This is a genomic window from Spiroplasma poulsonii (genome assembly GCF_009866525.1).
Classification (GTDB): domain Bacteria; phylum Bacillota_I; class Bacilli_A; order Mycoplasmatales; family Mycoplasmataceae; genus Spiroplasma; species Spiroplasma poulsonii.
Genome location: NZ_CM020866.1, coordinates 1,381,713 through 1,400,746 on the forward strand (window position 1 = coordinate 1,381,713; position 19,034 = coordinate 1,400,746).

Below are 19,034 nucleotides of genomic sequence, written 5' to 3' on the forward strand. Positions count from 1 at the left end.
AACCCCCGTTATCTGTAATTTAATCTCAAAATTTGTAAATTTTAAAATTTAGCCACTAATGTTTGTTCTAACACACGACGATAATGTTCTAAATCAGTTGCTAATAATGAAAAATAAATCATATCTAACCCAAATAACAAGGCAAAACGACTTGTTGTTGAAATTAAACGTTCAATTGATTCATTACTACTAATTGTAAGTTCATAATTAGCTAAATTAGATAATGTATTATTTGACTGACGACAAACAACAACAATTAGTGTTTTATTTTGTTGACAAATTTTTGCTAATTTAATTAAATCCAATGTTTCACCAGAATATGAAACAAAAAAAGCTAAATCATCAGCATTTAATTGCTGTGCTAAAAAATAACCATTATGAAAATCATTCACAGCAATAATGTTAAAACCAACACGAAGGAGTTTTTCCTGAAAATCCTTCGCCACATTATAAGTTCCCCCAACAGCAAAAACAACAATTCGATGAGCTGTTTTTAAATGTGTTATTACTTTGTTAATAGTCTCTTTTTGTTTTAGTCCTAATCGAAAGGTTTCATGTAAACTACGAACAATATTATGATAAGTATTAACTATTAAAGCATTATTACTTTCTCCCGCCATAATACTTTCTTCACCAGCAAGATTATGATTAAAATATTTAATAATGTGAATTAATTCTTTATAGCCATCTAAACCTAAAAATTTAGTAAAACGATTAATTGTTGCAACGGATGTATAAGCATATTCAGCCATTTCTTTAATTGTAATATCGGGAACAATAATTAAATTTTGTAAAATATATTTTGCAAGAAAAGAAAAGCGCTGATCACTATCAATACTAATTGCTTTAATTTTGCGGATTACTTCATTTTCAGTCATTATTATTTTTCTTCTTATCCCTTCTTCTTATTATACCTTTCAAACACTAATCAAACAATCATTAACACAAAAAAACCAATTCCAGCAATTGATAGTAAAACAATCGCAGGAATTAAAAATTTTAAAAGATAAAGCAATAACCCAATTAATGCCACTAAAGTTAACCCTAAAAGACTACCATTAATCACTCATTTTTGTTTTGTTGTAAAATTAAACATTTAAAACCCTCATTAAAAGATAACTTATATTATTTTATTTAAAATAATATCTTCTTTTTTAACTATACCTTATTTTCTACTTTTTGCAATGAATTATCCTTTAATAAGTAATAGCAATCAAAACAAAAACTATGCGAGTAGCATAGTTTTTTTAATTGAATTAACTTTCCATCATTACAATTTGTTGAATATTTAATTGGTTGATTTTTTTCATAGAAACAAAATATGAGAAAATATATAAAATAATAATTCCTCCCAAAATAATTGGTAAGGTAATTAACCCCGTTCCAATTGGAACATAGAAGTTAAAGAACATTAAAACCTTTTGCGTAATTGTTCAAGTTAGTCCTCATGTAATGAAATAACCAATTAGTCAACCAACAATAGCAAATGGAATAAAGATTCCTAATGTTAAATTATTAATTTCTCATCTACTATAACCTTGAACTTTCATTGTCGCAATGATTTTAATAAATTTCTTAATAAATAAATCAATGGCAAAGTAAATTGTAATAACTGAAACTATAACAATAATAACAATGAAAATTAAAACAATTGATAACGCAATAACAATAATGCGATTCATCACTTGGGCTTTAATTCCAACATAATCTGCCGACAAGACAGAAGATGTATAAGAATTTGTAAAGTTATTTAAGGATAAATCACCATTAGTTGAAGATAAAGCATATCGATTAATTTGATCAGATGGTTGTAATTCCGTAGTATATTTACCATTATACCATTGCATTATCTTAAGATTGTCCTTTAATTCTGTTGTTGAAAAGAAATTAATTTTATTTGCATTCTGCATACTAACAAATAACCGTGGATTATCATAAGTGGCAATACTTTTTACAATTTTAACTTTGACTGGCATTACTGTCAATGATGGCACAACTTTGATAAAATTATTATCAATCGCTGCTTGATATCACGTTGTTGGAATGCCATTAACAAAGTCGCCACTATATGAACCATCAAAGTTAAAATCATATGGTTTAATAACTCAATATTCCTGACTATTAACAGTTTCTTTTCGTACTATTTTATTAGATCCTGATGATACCTCTAATAGTTTCCGTTGTTGACCATTATTTAAAGTAATCACTTTATTCGTCCAAATTTGTTCCATTGCTGAATTGGATTGAATTCATAATTCAACATTATTTAAATTATAATATTCACTCTTTGGATCTGCTGAAGCATAATATTTTGTATTAGAACTTGTGTTATAAGTAAAATAACTTTTATCTAACGAATATAAACTCTGGTAATTATTTGGATTTCATGGCCCTGGACTACCACTAAGGTTATATTTCCAGTTTTGTTTAACTAATGCGGTATTATTATTACTAAACTCTGTTCACTGCTCTGGACCAACATTATATTGTAAGGTTGATAATTGTGGTGTCAAAGTAATTTCTTTCCCAACCCACAAGTTTAACTGCTGAAGTGCTGTCACATTTGCAATTGCATTAACAACTTGATTATTACTATTATTATTCGCTAAAGCAGCACGATCATCTGCTGATAATTGTAGCATTTTTGTATTAGCATTAATCCCATAAACTGGTAAGTTTTTATCATTATATGCTGCATCAAAACTAGTGAAAACATCATCAGTTGCATTATTATAACTCATTGTTCCAATTCCTAAAGCAAAGTGATTTGCACGATCAGGATTCTTATTTCAATCCTCTTTTACCGAAGCTGGAATAATCCCGTTTGTTGCTTTACTAAAACAAGTATTTCACAAAGCAACATAATCACCTTTGCCTGGGAACGGTGGATATGGAATCGCGCCAATCCCAAGGGCTTTTGGTAAGACAGTACATAAAATTTCAGAAATTAAAGCTCGCACACTATCGCCACTCGGTGAATTTTTTATTAATTCATTTAGATAATTAAAAATTCCTAATGATAAATTAGTTCCTGACAAAGTAACAAAGTTATATGACAACATATCTTTTAAAATTCCTGCCACTGTTGGTTCTTGGTTTACTGTTTTTAGTGACTTAATTGTTTTACCACCATCAATACTATAATAATTTGCTAATGGTGTCATTCCCCCAATTGGATATAAATATTTATCAGTTGGATCCCCGGTGTTTGGAACATTATTAATTCCATTTCACGGATATGTTTTGTAATATGACAATGGACTATTACTAATAACATTACTATATTTAACCTCACTACCATATTTAATATTTTTATAATAGTTTGTATTAAAGTTTTTAGCATAAACGGGGGCTAATAATGATACTGTTAAAGTAAAAGTTACTAAAGCAAAGATGCCTAAATAAGTAAAAGCTTGCTTTAAGGAAGTTGATAAAACCACCATCCGGAAGCGACCAACAAACGTTTTGAAGTCCAAACTACGAACAGAACGTGCTAATTTATTATCAACATTTAATTCCCGTGTTGGATAAATTAAACTTAATACTTCTGTTTTACTAATTGAAAAATAACAAGTAACAAATGTAATCAACGATAGAAAAGCAACAAAAAAGGCTAATAAAAAGAGCAGAATCATTCAGTTTCAAGTAAAGGTTCAATTAATAATAAAGAATAAATTAAATAATTTTACAACAAAGAGTTGGAGGGTAATCCCAACTAACCAACCGGTCGGGACATTAATAAGAACACTAAGCATTAAAATACTTCAATAAGATAAAGTAATTTCACGAAGATAATATCCACCCGCTTTTAACATCCCAATTTGTGATGATTCTCGTTTAATCATTTCTTTAATGATAATATATGAAACAACAAATAATGTTATTGCAAAAATAATAATGAAAAATAATCCAATATAAATATAAACATTAATTGTTTTATCTAATAAACTATAACGTCATGTTAATTGACTTGTTTCATTTTTAGCTTCAAAAGTACCAATGGCAGGATCAGTTGCTTTTTGATTATTATTTATTTGTAACGCTTGTGCATAAGTATCTAATTCATTAGGATTGTTAGCATAATATTTTTTAAAAAGTGCTAAATTAGCTGCTGGTTGTCCAGCTAAACTTTTTAAAAAAACACGTGAATTATCTTTTAAACTAATTAAACCTTTATTATTATCTTCTGACAATAATCACATGCAATATGAAGATAAATAAACAACAGTATCTGTTTTAAAATCAGGAATAAAATCAGTTTCATAAATTGTTGGATAAATGTTTAATGTGTCTCCCCCCGTTGCCCCAACCGTAAAAGTTTGTTGGCCAATCCTAATATCATCACGTAAGGATTTATTTTGAAATTTTAAATAATTATGACTAACAACAGCATAATAGTTGTTTAAGGTTGATTCAACAAGAGATGGTCCTTCTCATTCAGAAACCTTATTAAAAATTTTTAATTGCTCATCTTTTAATAAATCATGTCAACCAATTACTTTGTATTTTAAATTATTAACAATATCTCACGTTGTAACTTCCTGAAGCATTGAAATTGCAAAATTACTAACAATTCCGAGCATTTTGTAATAACTTTGAACAAAATTAATAAACGAACTTCGTTCACTATTATTGCCAAAAAAAGTAACCTTATTAAATAAATCACCAATAACCATTCGTCCTTCATTAATTCCGGTTTGGTTTAATTTATCAATATATTGATAAGGTGATTGCGCTAAATATTGAATTCGCTCTGCTTCATTCCCACCACTATCTGTTATTTTATAACGCGCTGCAACTCCAAAACTACCACGTAAACCTTTATCAAACAAAGTATTTATATTAACAGTGCTAATTGTTTTATTGTCTTTCCCTAATGTGACGTCAATATCAGGCATCTCAAAATGAGAAAAATCATTATTTGTTGTTTTTAATTCTCAATCTCAACGATTAACTGCCTTTTGATTTTGATCTGCTTGCCCATTTGTAAACATAGCAATGGCATTTTTAATTTCTACTTCTGTTGCGGTGGGATTTATTACTAGAAAATGTTTATTAATATAATCAATAATAATTCCTAAAAAGTTTTTATAAATTTGCGTTGTTTTAAAATCAGCAAAATACTGATCAGCTGATGTATTTTGCCCCATTGCCCGTAATTTTGCAATTAATGTATTTTGATAACTCGGTGCTGATTGGCGAATTTTTAAAGCTAACCCTAACCCAGTTATTGCTCCAGAAGATGTTTTGTCAAACGTAATATCTTGCTGTGTTAAAGCGTAAAAAACATCACTATTGGCCGTACCAATTGTAATTTTTGGATATGTTAATTTATTATCATTGTTTTCTACAATAACATATTCTGAATCAAAGGCAAAACTTGGTGTAATTGTTTGCATATTTGAATTTGCAAATTCCATTGCTGAATAGTGAAAAGAATAGTTATAATCAAAACTACCATATCCCATTTGACGGTTCGCTGCTTGTAAACTAGTTACCGTCGTAAATAAACAAGAAGTAATAATTGAACAAATAAAAATTAAAAGGAGCAATGAAATAAATTGCCCTTTTTCCTTAATTATTCCTAAGATTCCTTGCTTCATCAACAGTGTTTTTTTCATGTTTAATCCCCTACACCACTATCTTAATCATTTTGCACAACATCATAATAATGTTTTCATTGTCCGCTACTATCTTTTGCAAATCATTGAGTATTAGAAATTACTCAGTATTGATGACTATCATCACCAGGATTGACATTTGTCCAAGTAATAGTATATTTGTAATTAACTTTTTGATAATTATTTCCTAAACCATCATACTTTTCAAATCAATCTAAATCATAGTTTCCTAACGCATCTAAATAAGCTTTATTTAAATCTTGGTATGTTTTAATTCCATCTTTTGCCACATATCATTTTTCATGTAAGTTTAGATTAGTAGCCACATCAGCATCACCAATTCCTTTATATTCAAGGTCATACTGCATATTATTTTCGTTTAAAAACTTTCCATTATTAATAAATCAATTTTCTCCTAATAATAACGTATTCGTATAATCATATAAGGCATTATTAATTGCTAATAAATCTTTCCGTGTTTCTGAATTAGGATCAAAATATAATTTATTTAATAACGCGCGAACTGGTTTGGTTCCATCATTAAACCATGTAAATGCTACGTCCATAAATGAACCGGCTGCTGGTTTGGTTGGATCTGCACTACCAGTTAATAATTTTGCAATTTCTGTTTGATTTTGTTCCTGGTTATTTGGATCAGATCATGAAATTTGACTAACTTTTGTTAATGAATCAGCATTATCTAAAATTCCTTGTGATAAGGCAATAACAAACTGATTCATATCATTAATTGTTAAAGTTCCTAAATCATCATTTGTTGGTAACATCATCATTTTAGCCATAGATTGTAAGACTACTTTAAATCCTGGCGTAACAACTTGTCCTGCAACTTTTAAAAATGTTCCAATAGCATTATTGGCCTCCCCTTGTTGTTCTGTTGTTGCCTTTGTATATCAACCATTAACTTCGTTTCCAAATTCAATAAATAATTCGGCTAATGATTTTGATGAACTATCTTTTTTAAATAATAAATCAGTTACTGATAATTTTGGTGTTTTTCCATTCCACATTGCATCACGATTTTTATATTGGTCCTCTGGTTTTGTCAAATCTAAATCATCTTGCATTGGTTTTGTTAATAATAAATCACTAAAAATTTGTGCTTGTTGGGCAAAGAAATTATTAATTTTTGCCTCAATTTCTTGTTTTGCATTTCCTGTTGCTCCTAAATTACTTAAGGCTACTGAAACACCTTTTTTTGCTAATTCATAATTTGGATTTTTTTCGTTTGGATTATTTGGCATTGTTGGTGAACCAAAAATTTGAAAATAAATAGCTCCTAAAATACTTCCAAAAAAAGTCCCATCCGCATCTTTTGACAATGGTAAAAATTTGTTTAATTGATTAATATATGTTTTTGATTGTGAACGGTCCGTAAACATATCAGTCATTAAAATTAACTGTAAAATTACCATTAATTTATCTTGTTCTTCTGATTTCTGTGCTGTGGTAAATGATTTACCTGTCGCAAATTTTTTCCCATTAATAACAAAATTTGAATTTGTTGTAGTATCAAATTTAATGTCTTTTGTTGCCAACGGATTATAATTCATATTTAAATCATAAAAGTAAGTTGTTCGTGGTAACTCAAACATTGCTTTGTTATAAGCATCCTTAATCGTTTTATGTAATCGCGCATCGCCTTGTTGTGTTGCTAAAATTTCTTTTGCAATTGAATAATTTGATAGTGGTCCCCCATCATATCAATAATTTAACATATTACTATTTGCTGCTAAACTAGGCATTGCTGGTAATAAATCATTTTCAGAATATCCTGGAAGCTTTGCTTTTGTTTGATTTTCCGTATTATATAAGTCATTATTCAAGATATTCATATAATCATAATTTGATGCCATATTATTTAATGGCATTCCATCTTTTTGATTTAAATAACGACCACGATAATAATCAACATCAACTAAATTGCCATCTTTATCTTTGTATGAATCTGGCAATCGTGTTAACATCTGTAAAGTTGATGGTGTATATCCATTTAAATTTTCATGTCGATTAGCAATTGCCATTTTTGAAAATAATGTTGTTTGTAAAATCTTTGATTTTAATGGTCCATTTGGCATTTTTTCTACTTCGGGATCTTTATATTTATCCCCCGTTTGTGCTTTTCCCTTGTTTTTACAACTAACAACAGTAATAGCTGGAGTTGTCACTAAAACTGTAGCAGCCAAAATATTAAGTAACTTGCGCATTCTTGTTCCCTCTTTTCTTTTTTATTGATAAGCTGTCTTTGTTAATAAATTGTTTTTTATAAGCCATTGAATTAGTTAATCTAAGCATTATTTTATTCTTGCAACGACCCCATTCAGCCATTAATTTCATTTTTTAAGAATTTATTTGGTAAGCTTTCTAAACCATTTTTTTGACTAATATTAAAAAAATGAAGGGCATTTAATAATAATGAAAGTTCAACCAATTCGATTTCATTATTATCAGTAATTTTTCATAAATTTTGCATTGTTTTTTTGACTGTTTTCATCAAAAAAAACAAATCTAGTAAGCATAGAATTTTAATTAGTTTTAATAAAATTTTTAAAAGTAACGAATGTCTTAAAACTCGTAAATCATTTGGTCGGCTTTCAAAATTACTAATTGTAATTAAAAAGATTAGCAAATGAAAAGCAAACTCATGTACAAATTTTGTTTTTAGATCAAATAAGTAAAAAATTGCAACAATAAAACCGGTTAAAATACTTCATGTTAACCATAGAACTAAGATTTGATGATTATGAATTTTATCAAGTCAAAGCAATAATTGTTTTCCCATTAAAAATGAAAATAACAATGAAGTAAAGATTAACATCATTAATTTAAAAATATAATTTAAAAATTGTTTGTTCATTAAAATAATAATTCCAATCATAAATTGAAAAACTAACACTGTCTCAATCACAGCATAAGTAGTAATATCATTACCGAGAGCATAAATTTTTATAAAAACCATTTGTAAAATTATTGTCATAATAAATTCAGTAACAATTAAGATTACATTAAAAAAATATTTTGTTGCTTGTACTCCTAATCTTAATTTAATTGCATAAATTCTAAAAAAATAAGTAACAACTTTTAAGATTGTATAAAATAAAATAATACTTGCCAGAAAAAATATTGCAACACGTTCCAATGAGGAATTAAAGAAAAAATGAATTGATCTTGGGATATTAAAATTTGACATTCCATTTTGTAAATTCATTTTTTCTCCTCACAAATTTTAAATAGTCCGTTGTTGCTTATTGAATATATTAAAGCAAAAAAAAAAAAAAAAAAAGTGGTACTCTTTGTTTTTTTATAAAAATTAGACTTTCAACTATCGAAAAAGACTCTTATTGTAAAAATTTAAAATATCTTGATAAATTTCTTGTTTAATTGGTTCATTTAAAATTTTATGACGAGCATTTGGATATAATTTCACTTTAACTTTTTTACCGGCTTTTTTATACAATTCAACGGTTTTTAATACTGTCTTCCCATATTTGCCAACCGGGTCATCTTGTCCAGCAATAAATAACAACGGTAAAGTATTTGGTGTTAACTAAATATTTTTTTATTAGTGATAAATAATAATCCCGTAAACATATCTTTAAAAGCACTCGTTGAAAAAACTTGACCTGTTAGCGGATCATTTGTAAATGCCTCTTGCACGGTTCTATCTGTTGATAATCATTCTGTTCCTAAGACTCCTTCATCTTTATAACGAACATTTAGTGGCGCATAAGAAAATTTATAAATAAAATTATCTTTTGACTTTGGTCCCTTAAGTTTTTGACCAATTCTAGCCATTTTAACTGAAAATTTTAATAATCGTTTTGGATAATGCGCTGTTCCACAAATAACTAAAGCAGCAATATTTGTTCCATATTTAATCGCATAATGGCGAACCATAAATGATCCCATTGAGTGACCAAACATCACAATTGGCGTATTAGGATAACAATGTTTAATATAAGTTGTTACTTCATATAAATCATCAATAATTTTTTCTCAGCCTTCTTTTTCTGCAAAAAATCCTAAATCTTCAAAACAAGTCGCTGTTTTCCCATGGCCGCGATGATCTTCGGCAACAACAACATAATTATTAACAACTAAAAATTTTGCAAAATCTTCATAACGCAAAGAATGTTCCGCACTCCCATGGACTAATTGCACAACGCCTTTAATATCTTTGTCGTTTACTAATTTTCATTCATACATTTGTAATTCTGAACCATCACGTAATTGTTGCTTTCACTCTTTAAATTTCATATGCTTTATTACCCTTCTAATTAAAAATAAATTTGCTATATTTTACCATTTTCAAGTTGTTATTAAAAGCACTTTATTTAAAAATAATAATCCTGTTAACTAAACAAAAAGAAAAAGTGTCATTTAACACTTTTTTACCGCCCTTGGTTTCCGGCACGATTAAGATCACGGAACGGACCATCAATTGAAACTAATTCATCATATTTTCCATTCTGAATAATTCCTTGCCCTTTTCCTAAGACAAAAATTTCATCAACATTTTTAATTGTGCTTAATCGGTGCGCAATTGAAATTGTTGTTTTACCAACCATAATTTTTTCTAATTCGGCTTGGATTTCTTTTTCAACAATATTATCTAACGCACTTGTTGCTTCATCTAAAATTAAGATTTGCGGATTTTTTAAAATCATTCGGGCAATAACTAACCGTTGTTTTTGTCCTCCTGATAACATAAAGCCACGTTCACCTAAAATGGTGTTATAACCATCTTTTCAGCCCATTACTAAATCATGTAAGTTAGCTTTTTTACAAGCTGCAATAACTTCTTCTTCGGTCGCATTAAACATTCCATAACGAACATTATAAATAACATCCCCAAATAAAATTTTTGGCTCTTGTTCAACATAACCAACATGTGTTAAGTAACTTGCTAAATTTAAATCTTTTAAATTAGTATTATTAATAATAACTTCTCCGCTTGTTGGATCATAAAAGCGTAACAATAATTTTGAAATTGTTGATTTTCCACTTCCAGTTTCGCCAACAAAAGCATAACTTTTTCCTTTTTCAAATTTTAAAGTTGTTTTTGGTAAAATAACAACCCCCGGTTTTTCTGGATACTCAAAAACAATATCTTTTAAAACAATATCACCAGTGATTTCATTAACATTTGGCGCGTCACGGTTTGGTTCAATTGTTGTATCAACACGAATTAATTGAATAATTCTTTTTGTTGATGCTGTTGCCCGCGCTAATCCTGGTACTAATCCAGTTAATGTTCAAATTGGGAAGGCTAATGTATTAACTCCTGTAATAAAAGCTGGTAAAACTTTCATAATGTGGTTAGTACTTTCTGACCCTTTATTACCATATAAAATAATACTTGATAAGACAACAATAACAGTTAAACTTAATGCACAAAGAATAATAATTGTTGTCATTCGCGCTTGAATACGATTTAAACGACGATTAATACGATAGTATTCCTTATGAATTTGTTCAAAACGAACACGTTCATATTCTTCTGTTCCTGTCGCTTTAATTAAAGCAATTGAAGCAATTCGATCAGTCACATCACCATTAACGTCAGTAATTTTAGCACGAACATTTTCTGTTTCTGATGCTTGTGAACGGAATGTTACAGCAACTGCTGTCATAAATAAAGCGGTTGCCCCTAAACAAATTAACGCTAATTTTCAATCAATATTTAACAATACGATTGCACTTCCAATAAAGATAATTGGGATACTAATTAAGTTAGCTGGCGTTAATTGTGATTCATCCCCAATAATTTGCGTATCATTAATTAATTTTGTCATTGTTTCTCCAATTTTTTTATCAGAATAATAACCAATGTTTAAATCAACTAAGTTATTTAGAACGGCATTTCGAACATCAATTTCAATATTCCGTCCCAACATTCCCCCAACACGTTCACGAATGTTTGTTGTGACAACCCCGATTACTAAGACAACACCAATGATAATTAATCAAATTCATCAGTCTAAACCAGTTGATACTGCCCCCGGATCATTTCCAAATTCAAATAAAATTTGGGTCATTAACTTATTTATTAAAAGGGTAATTGTTACAATTGACGTTGAACTTAAAACTAAAGTAAATAAAATTGTAAATGATCGTCATAAATAGCGACGATAATAAATTGCAACCAACTTAAAAAAACCGATTCGCGGTGCTTTAATTTCCTTCATCATTTCTAATGGCGTTTGTTGCTTACGAGTCTGATTTTTATGGTTTAATTCGTTATACTCCAAGTCTTTTTCAATCTTATTAATATCAATTAACTCTTTAATTTTCCCCATAAACTCACCTCTTATTCCAAATAAGTTTTATCAATAAACTCTCTTATCTCTATATTATAACAAAAAATAAAACTTTTTTAATGTTTTAAAAAAGTTTTTTAGACATATATTCCATATCGATCAACCAACTGTCTTGTTCGTCGTTCTAATAATAAAAACAATGTAGCATTAACAATATACTTTGCGATAAAAATTCCAAAGAAAATTCCAATAAAGATTAAAGTATGTTGTCATGATTCGAAAATAGACGCCATCCCATTATTGTCGTGATCATGGTTATGACCAGCGTGAGCAACAATAACACTATCTGGTCAATTAATAATTTCGTTTGGTGTACTAACTGCGGGGGATAACATATTAATCCCGTGGTTAATCATATGAACATATTCTTCTTCTAAATGAGAATGGCCAGTATTTACTAGAATTTTTGCAACAATTAGAAATGATAACGTTTCAACTAAAGCACACAATGGCACAATAATTACAAATGCTAAAATCTTCTTTGTTCAAGCAATACTAATAATTTTATGATGGTGATCATGAGCCTTTTTAACATGATGATACTCATGAATTGTATGATCTTCAATATCTTCTGGAACTTCTACTTTATAGTAAGCATTAAGCAAGATATAATAGATAAACCATGTGATAAGAACAACTAGAATGTTAGAAATCATAAAGAATGCCATTTCAATCCAAGTGTGGTGACCATCAATTAGATTATGAATCCAAGGTAAAGCTATTCCCTCCAATAACGCAAACCCTAACCCAACAATTGAGATTGAATAAATAATCACTAATGTGTCAAAAAAGCGTAAACCAAAGGTTGCTCCTCATGGCGTTGGAATATTAAAAATTTCTAATAAACTTAAACCAACAGCGACAGCTAAAAAGATTGCCGCAGCGGTAATTTTAAAGGTAACCAACCTTTGATTATATAATTCTTTGTGAAATAATGATGATTTAATTCGAACCCAAATCCTATCATTTTTCACAGTTAAATCATTGTTACTATTTTTTTTCATTATTTTTTTCCTTTATTATTTATAAAAATTATAATTTATCTTTTTAAAAAGTCAAGACCACAATAAATTTTTAACAAAATAAATTATAATTTATTTTAATAAAGAAAAAATAAAAATAGATGGCTCTATTTTTATTTGCAAAGTCATAACATCATAACCCACGTTCTGTTTTTTTATTTTATAAAATAAAATACTAGTTATTTATCTATCAATTTTTTAAAATTGATCTTCTTATTTTCTTCTGTTTTGAAAAAAAGAAGTTCCCTTACCAAAATTTAGGTTTCTCGCTTGTGGGGTTTACCCGTTCCATTTTTTAAATTTCTTTAAAAACTCGTTTCTGTGGCACTTTTATAGAAAAAATTCCATATTAATAATAACTTAGGATTTTTTTCAGCCGTCATAAGGATCCCTTATGCCTAATCTTATGAATTAAATTAGCACAAACACTACAATCATCGCAGATTGTGCGAGCGTGGAGTTTCCTCTATTAACTGTTGTTAATAGCAACTAGTTCTGTTATAACTCATAATAATTATACTATATCTAAAAATAAAGTGTTAATTTTACTAATAACCATTTGTTAAAATTTAGTCATTTTTTATCTTACCTTCTAAATTATGGATTCGTTTTATTAGATCAGCTTTTGAAAAACCTTCTTCTTCTAATCGTGCTTTTTGGGCTTTTGTTTCATCAAGTTGGGCTCTTAAAACATCATTCTTATCTTGCAAATCATTTATTTGCTGACGCAAATATTTAATTTCTTTATTGAAATCATTAGTAATGCCTTCAAAAACACGATAATCAGTGGCAATCATATCCAAAAACATATCAACTTCATTCGGATCATAGCCTTGATAATCAACCTGAAATTCCTTATTAATGATATCAACTGCTCGCAATTTAATTGTTTTCATTTTAACACCTCTTTTGCAAGGAACAAGTGTCCTTTTTTTGTTATATTATTGAATGAGGAAACAAGTATGCACCTACCCAATAATCGTGGAATGTTTTTAGAATCTTTACTTAATTATACTATTCAAAAATATTTTGACCATAATATTGGCCTCTTTTTTAAACGAGCAGTCAATATTATTTCGTTGGAAAAAGATCAACACATAATCATAAAAGGTTATTTTAAAGAAAAAACTGGTTGTGATTATTATAGTCTTTATCAAGGCCATTATATCGAATTTGAAGTAAAAGAAACCAATCAGCAAAAATTCAACTTAAACAATATTAAAGCACATCAGTTAAAACAATTAGCTTTAGTTAAAAAACATCATGGCATTAGTTTTATTATTATTTATTTTCATCATTATAATCGTTATTTTATCCTATCATATCAGAAATTAACAGAATGAATAAAACTAATGCCAACAAAACAAATCCCAGTTTCTTTTTTTGAAGAAAATGGCTATGAACTTTTTCCGACCCTTCCTAATTTTCTTGACTTTAAACCAGTTCTTAATCAATTAATCAATTGTACTTAGTTAATGATTTTGGTTTATTTTTAAGATAATTATCAATAAACTTAATAAGTTCTTTAAACGTCATTTTTGTTTCTTGATGATTAGTGATAATTAGGGTTAATTGAAAATCAGAAATTTTATTCTCTAAGTAAGTATTTAAAGTGGCTTTTTCGTGTTCGGTTAAAGGGTTTTGTAAAATTTGATTGACTTGGTCAAACAAAATCTTTTTTTCAACATTTAACTCTAAATTTTCGATTGCGATAATAATTTTGTTGAAAATTGGTGATAGATCCATTTCTAAAACATCTTTTTTCATCTTAATATCAATAAAACCTTCTTGTTTTAATTGATCTAACATGCTTTTTGCTTTTGTTTCCGTAAAATTGGAATGATTAGCAATTTCTAACGGAGTGATGAACCTTTTATCAGAAGAAGAACAGTTCATAATCAACATGATTAACACTAACTGTTCTTCTGACAAATTTATTAATTTGTAATGGCTCAACAAAAATCGCCACTTATTAATACTGCCCTTGTTAAATAAATTATTTAACATTACAATAAATTCTTAACTAACTGTTGATTAGTTTAATGCATCTTTTAATTGTTTAGCTGCTTTGAATTTAGCTGCTTTAGAAGCTGGAATTTTAATTGTTTCACTAGTAGCTGGATTTCTTCCTTCTCTTGCTGCTCTTGCTGATACAAAAAATTTCCCAAATCCGGCAATTGCAACTTCATTTCCCGTGACTAAATTTTCTTTAATTCTATCAAAAGCAAAGTCGACAATTTCTCCCGCTTGCGATTTTAATAAATTAAATTGTCCCGCAATTAACTCTGCTAGTTCTTTTTTTGACATTATTACACCTCTTCTAATTAAACCTTATAATTTAGGTTTATATTATCTTACCCAATTTTATTTCAAATGTATACCTTTTTCAAAAAAAAACATTATTTTTGCCAGACCCATATCATTTTTATTAGTTTGTCTATCTTTTAAATTAATTAATGCTAAAATATTATGGTAGTAATTGCAGGATTATTAGAATTACTACAAATCAACCAAGAATCAAGAAGAAATAGTTATAAATGACTTTAAAAATAAAATTAATTTGAAAGCAAATTTATAAACTATTTTTTGCAATAGTTGGAATTGCCATCTTAACATGAGCATTTGTCAATGGGATTCTCAATCAAAATGATATTATTAACCATTACCATGGTGATTACACAGTATATACATTAGATTTTTTTACAACTTTTACTTGTTTATCAAACTTAGGAATCTTATTCTGATTCTTAATTAGTGGAATTCGCCATCATCAAGAAAATAAAAATAAAATTCAATCATATCCAGTTGCCCTAGCTGCAGCTTGTTATATTACCATTACTTTTATTATATATAATTTTTTACTACTACCAACACACCCCCTACCAGGTGGTGCTTTAGGCTGAATTACAACCGTTATTGATCATATGACCAATCCAATTGCGTTTGTTGTTTATGTTCTATTTTTTATGGAAAATAAGCAAGAAATTAAGTTAAAACAATTTTTTCGCACAAACTTTTGAAAATATGTACTTGTTTTACTAGGATATTGTGCTTATGCAATGATTAGAGGTGAATTACGTTGTCTTTCTGGTGATCATTTTACTTGACCAGGAAGTACACCTGGTGTAATTGAAAATCGTTGATATCCATATTTCTTTTTAAATGTCCACGGAACCTTTTTTGGTTTGCCAGGATATGTGTGATTTATTAGACTTCTTGCGATACCCTTTTTTATTAAAATATTATTATAAAATATAATTTATGAGGACATAAAAATATGAACAATAATAAATTTAATACTCTTAATGATAGAGAATGGTTAAGATTAACAGGAATAAAAAAATCCACTTTTAATAAAATGTTAGATATTTTAAAAGTTGCTGAAATAGAAAAATTTAAAAAAGGTGGTAAAACTAATAAATTATCATTAGAAAATAGATTATTGATGACTTTATTATATTGACGAGAATATCAGACTTATTTTCATCTTGGTAAAAGTTTTGATATTAGTGAGGCTAATTGTTATCGTAATATTAAGTTAATTGAAGATATTTTTGGATGGGTTAAGATAAATTGGACAACAATAATGTGGAGTAAGGATTATAATTAAATTAATAAATGGAGGTGTAATTATGGCAAAGAATCATTATACCGATGAATTTAAACAACAAATTGTTAGTCTTTATAAAACAGGTAAAACAGCAAAACAATTGTCCAGTGACTATCAGGTCGGTAAATCAACAGTTTGAAAATGAATTTATGAATTCAATAATTCTGGTTCATTTAAAGCAAAAGATAATCGAAGCCCAGAAGAAAATGAACTAATTCATCTAAGAAAAGAAATTAAACAATTACGAATGGAAAATGATATTTTAAAGCAAGCCACACTGATAATAGGCAAAAAATAGTAATTATTAAAAACAACAAAGAAAAATATGCAATTACTAATTTATGCAAAACACTAAAAGTTCCTAGATCAACGTTTTATTATCAATTGAAATCAAATAATCCTAAATCAAACCATACTATTGATAATGCTGTTATCAGTATTTTCTTAAAAAGTCGTAAAAATTATGGTACAAGAAAAATTAAAGTTATGTTAGCACAACAAAATATTTTATTATCACGAATAAAAATTAGTAAAATAATGCAAAGATATAACTTAATTTCCAATTATACAAAACTTAAATATAAACATCAAAGTAACAAAAACGCTACATACAAATATCATAATTTGTTAAATCAAGAATTTAATAATTATAAACTACATGAAGTTGTTGTCAGTGATTTAACACAAGTTGCTATCAATAGCAAATGATATTATGTGTGCTTTCTAATTGATTTATTTAATCGTGAAGTTATTGGTTATGATGTTAGTTCTCATAAAGATGCCAAATTAGTTGAAAATACTTTTAAAAAGCTTAGTTTTTCTTTAGATAATATTAAAATATTTCATACTGATCAAGGCAGCGAATTTAATAACAATATCATTTACAATCTTTTAGCTAAAAACAATGTTGCAAAATCTTATAGTAAACCAGGCTGTCCTTATGATAATGCTGTTTCTGAATCAACCTATAAAATTTTAAAAACAGAATTAATTAAAAACAGAAAATTTAAAAATATTGAACAATTTAAATTAGAATTATTTGACTATGTTAATTGATACAATAATGTACGAATTCACAGCAAATTAAATTATTTAACACCAATTGAATATAAAAATCTTTACTCTACATAAAATTTGTCCAAAAAACCCTTGCCATTCCATAGCATTTACTTTAGTCATAATGTAGGAGAAAGTGGTGCGTTTGTTTTAAAAAAAGGTCAATCAACATCAACAAAAATTAACGGTATTGATAAAACTGTTAATTCCATTGCCGTTGATAGTAATGATAATGTTTACTTCGGTGTTGCTGATGGAATTTATTTGTTAAAAAATGGTGAAACAACAGCAAATAAATTTAATGCAATAATAACTAGTACTATTAACTCGCTTACTGTTGATAGTTCAAATAACATTTATTTTGGAACAAACAATAGTGCGTATGTGTTGAAACAAGGTTCAACAACATCAACAAAAATTGATGGTATTGATAAAACTGTTAATTCCATTGCCGTTGATAGTAATGATAATAGACTTCTTGCGATACCATTTTTTATTAAAATATTATTATAAAATATAATTTATGAGGACATAAAAATATGAACAATAATAAATTTAATACTCTTAATGATAGAGAATGGTTAAGATTAACAGGAATAAAAAAATCCACTTTTAATAAAATGTTAGATATTTTAAAAGTTGCTGAAATAGAAAAATTTAAAAAAGGTGGTAAAACTAATAAGTTATCATTAGAAAATAGATTATTGATGACTTTATTATATTGACGAGAATATCAGACTTATTTTCATCTTGGTAAAAGTTTTGATATTAGTGAGGCTAATTGTTATCGTAATATTAAGTGAATTGAAGATATTTTAATTAAAAACTCTGATTTTCAACAACTTGCTGGTAAAAAAGCACTAATAAATGATTATTTTAATGATAAAACTATTATTATTGATGCTACCGAAACTCCAATCCAACGCCCAAAAAAAGACAAAAACAATCTTATTCTGGTAAAAAGAAAAAACACACGATCAAAACACAAGTAATTATCGAACAAGAAACCAAAAAAATTATTGCAACAAGTTTTTCGCTCGGAAAAAAACATGATTATGCTTTATTTAAAGAATCAAAAATCCCAATTTTAAAAAATACCAAATTAATAGTTGATAGTGGTTATCAAGGAATACAAAAAAATCACAATAATGTTCTAATACCTACAAAGAAAACAAAGAAAAACCCTTTAAACAAAGAACAAAAGCAATATAATAGACTAGTTTCAAAAATGAGAATTATTATTGAAAATATTTTTGCTATTCTTAAAAAATTTAAAATTATTACAGAAAAATATCGTAATCGAAGAAAAAGATTTGGTTTAAGATTTAATTTAATTGCCTCAATTTATAATTTACAATTATTATATTTAACATAAAATATTTATTTA

Annotated in this window: 20 protein-coding genes and 1 other RNA gene; 8 read left to right on the forward strand and 13 right to left on the reverse strand. The window is 27.7% G+C overall.

The features are described from left to right. Positions 1-41 precede the first annotated feature (41 nt). The 11 genes from MSROBK_RS07835 to MSROBK_RS07880 all read right to left on the reverse strand — a co-directional run bounded on the left by MSROBK_RS07835 (position 42) and on the right by MSROBK_RS07880 (position 13,877). Complete coding sequence (locus MSROBK_RS07835) at positions 42-878, reverse strand: MurR/RpiR family transcriptional regulator (RefSeq protein ID WP_040093820.1); 837 nt, start codon at positions 876-878, stop codon at positions 42-44. 14 nt (positions 879-892) lie between these two features. Next, positions 893-1,096: a hypothetical protein gene (locus tag MSROBK_RS07840; RefSeq protein WP_040093823.1), complete on the reverse strand. Its 204-nt coding sequence runs from the start codon at positions 1,094-1,096 to the stop codon at positions 893-895. Between the two features lie 160 nt (positions 1,097-1,256). After that, entirely contained in the window at positions 1,257-5,621 is a 4,365-nt protein-coding gene (locus tag MSROBK_RS07845) for an ABC transporter permease (RefSeq protein WP_040093825.1), read from the reverse strand. A 23-nt stretch (positions 5,622-5,644) separates the two neighbouring features. Then, positions 5,645-7,846, reverse strand: coding sequence for a lipoprotein (locus tag MSROBK_RS07850; protein ID WP_040093826.1), 2,202 nt, complete (start codon positions 7,844-7,846; stop codon positions 5,645-5,647). A gap of 92 nt (positions 7,847-7,938) precedes the next feature. Next, a complete protein-coding gene (locus tag MSROBK_RS07855) occupies positions 7,939-8,847 on the reverse strand; it encodes a hypothetical protein (RefSeq protein ID WP_040093828.1) in 909 nt (302 codons plus the stop codon). Between the two features lie 114 nt (positions 8,848-8,961). Beyond that, on the reverse strand, positions 8,962-9,165 hold the full coding sequence (locus MSROBK_RS12175) for a prolyl oligopeptidase family serine peptidase (RefSeq protein WP_255516886.1): 204 nt from the start codon (positions 9,163-9,165) through the stop codon (positions 8,962-8,964). Positions 9,166-9,182: 17 nt separating this feature from the next. After that, on the reverse strand, positions 9,183-9,896 hold the full coding sequence (locus MSROBK_RS07860; RefSeq protein WP_258267084.1) for an alpha/beta fold hydrolase: 714 nt from the start codon (positions 9,894-9,896) through the stop codon (positions 9,183-9,185). A 134-nt stretch (positions 9,897-10,030) separates the two neighbouring features. Beyond that, positions 10,031-11,938 (reverse strand): ABC transporter ATP-binding protein, encoded by a 1,908-nt coding sequence (locus MSROBK_RS07865; RefSeq protein WP_040093830.1) that lies wholly within the window; start codon positions 11,936-11,938, stop codon positions 10,031-10,033. Positions 11,939-12,036: 98 nt separating this feature from the next. Continuing rightward, complete coding sequence (locus MSROBK_RS07870) at positions 12,037-12,864, reverse strand: hypothetical protein (protein ID WP_227991195.1); 828 nt, start codon at positions 12,862-12,864, stop codon at positions 12,037-12,039. 248 nt (positions 12,865-13,112) lie between these two features. Next, positions 13,113-13,482: RNase P RNA component class B (gene rnpB / locus MSROBK_RS07875), an RNA gene on the reverse strand. 68 nt (positions 13,483-13,550) lie between these two features. Then, positions 13,551-13,877, reverse strand: a complete 327-nt coding sequence (locus tag MSROBK_RS07880) for a DivIVA domain-containing protein (RefSeq protein ID WP_040093836.1) — start codon at positions 13,875-13,877, stop codon at positions 13,551-13,553. A 90-nt stretch (positions 13,878-13,967) separates the two neighbouring features. On the opposite strand from MSROBK_RS07880, the gene MSROBK_RS07885 reads away from it, so the two are divergent. Beyond that, positions 13,968-14,453, forward strand: coding sequence for a Holliday junction resolvase RecU (locus MSROBK_RS07885; protein WP_227991564.1), 486 nt, complete (start codon positions 13,968-13,970; stop codon positions 14,451-14,453). Here the strand turns inward: MSROBK_RS07885 and MSROBK_RS07890 are convergent. Then, positions 14,428-14,937: a DnaD family protein gene (locus MSROBK_RS07890; RefSeq protein ID WP_258267085.1), complete on the reverse strand. Its 510-nt coding sequence runs from the start codon at positions 14,935-14,937 to the stop codon at positions 14,428-14,430. The two genes, MSROBK_RS07885 and MSROBK_RS07890, sit on opposite strands and share 26 nt — an antisense overlap. A gap of 78 nt (positions 14,938-15,015) precedes the next feature. Next, on the reverse strand, positions 15,016-15,288 hold the full coding sequence (locus MSROBK_RS07895; protein ID WP_040093842.1) for an HU family DNA-binding protein: 273 nt from the start codon (positions 15,286-15,288) through the stop codon (positions 15,016-15,018). A gap of 230 nt (positions 15,289-15,518) precedes the next feature. Between MSROBK_RS07895 and MSROBK_RS07900 the strand changes: the two genes are divergently transcribed. The 7 genes from MSROBK_RS07900 to MSROBK_RS14000 are packed head-to-tail and all read left to right on the forward strand — an operon-like array spanning position 15,519 to position 19,022. Next, positions 15,519-16,232 carry a Pr6Pr family membrane protein gene (locus MSROBK_RS07900; protein ID WP_206780826.1) on the forward strand — a complete coding sequence of 238 codons (714 nt, stop codon included), beginning with the start codon at positions 15,519-15,521 and terminating at the stop codon, positions 16,230-16,232. A gap of 26 nt (positions 16,233-16,258) precedes the next feature. Continuing rightward, positions 16,259-16,591: an IS5 family transposase gene (locus tag MSROBK_RS07905; protein ID WP_052443527.1), complete on the forward strand. Its 333-nt coding sequence runs from the start codon at positions 16,259-16,261 to the stop codon at positions 16,589-16,591. 22 nt (positions 16,592-16,613) lie between these two features. After that, entirely contained in the window at positions 16,614-16,889 is a 276-nt protein-coding gene (locus tag MSROBK_RS07910; RefSeq protein ID WP_040092565.1) for an IS3 family transposase, read from the forward strand. 32 nt (positions 16,890-16,921) lie between these two features. Further along, positions 16,922-17,722, forward strand: coding sequence for an IS3 family transposase (locus MSROBK_RS07915; RefSeq protein ID WP_206780852.1), 801 nt, complete (start codon positions 16,922-16,924; stop codon positions 17,720-17,722). 3 nt (positions 17,723-17,725) lie between these two features. Further along, positions 17,726-18,160 carry a hypothetical protein gene (locus tag MSROBK_RS07920; protein ID WP_159373254.1) on the forward strand — a complete coding sequence of 145 codons (435 nt, stop codon included), beginning with the start codon at positions 17,726-17,728 and terminating at the stop codon, positions 18,158-18,160. 26 nt (positions 18,161-18,186) lie between these two features. Continuing rightward, positions 18,187-18,639, forward strand: a complete 453-nt coding sequence (locus MSROBK_RS13995) for an IS5 family transposase (protein ID WP_040092446.1) — start codon at positions 18,187-18,189, stop codon at positions 18,637-18,639. Then, a complete protein-coding gene (locus tag MSROBK_RS14000) occupies positions 18,624-19,022 on the forward strand; it encodes a transposase family protein (RefSeq protein WP_242441474.1) in 399 nt (132 codons plus the stop codon). Before MSROBK_RS13995 ends, MSROBK_RS14000 begins: the two co-directional genes overlap by 16 nt. Positions 19,023-19,034 lie beyond the last annotated feature (12 nt).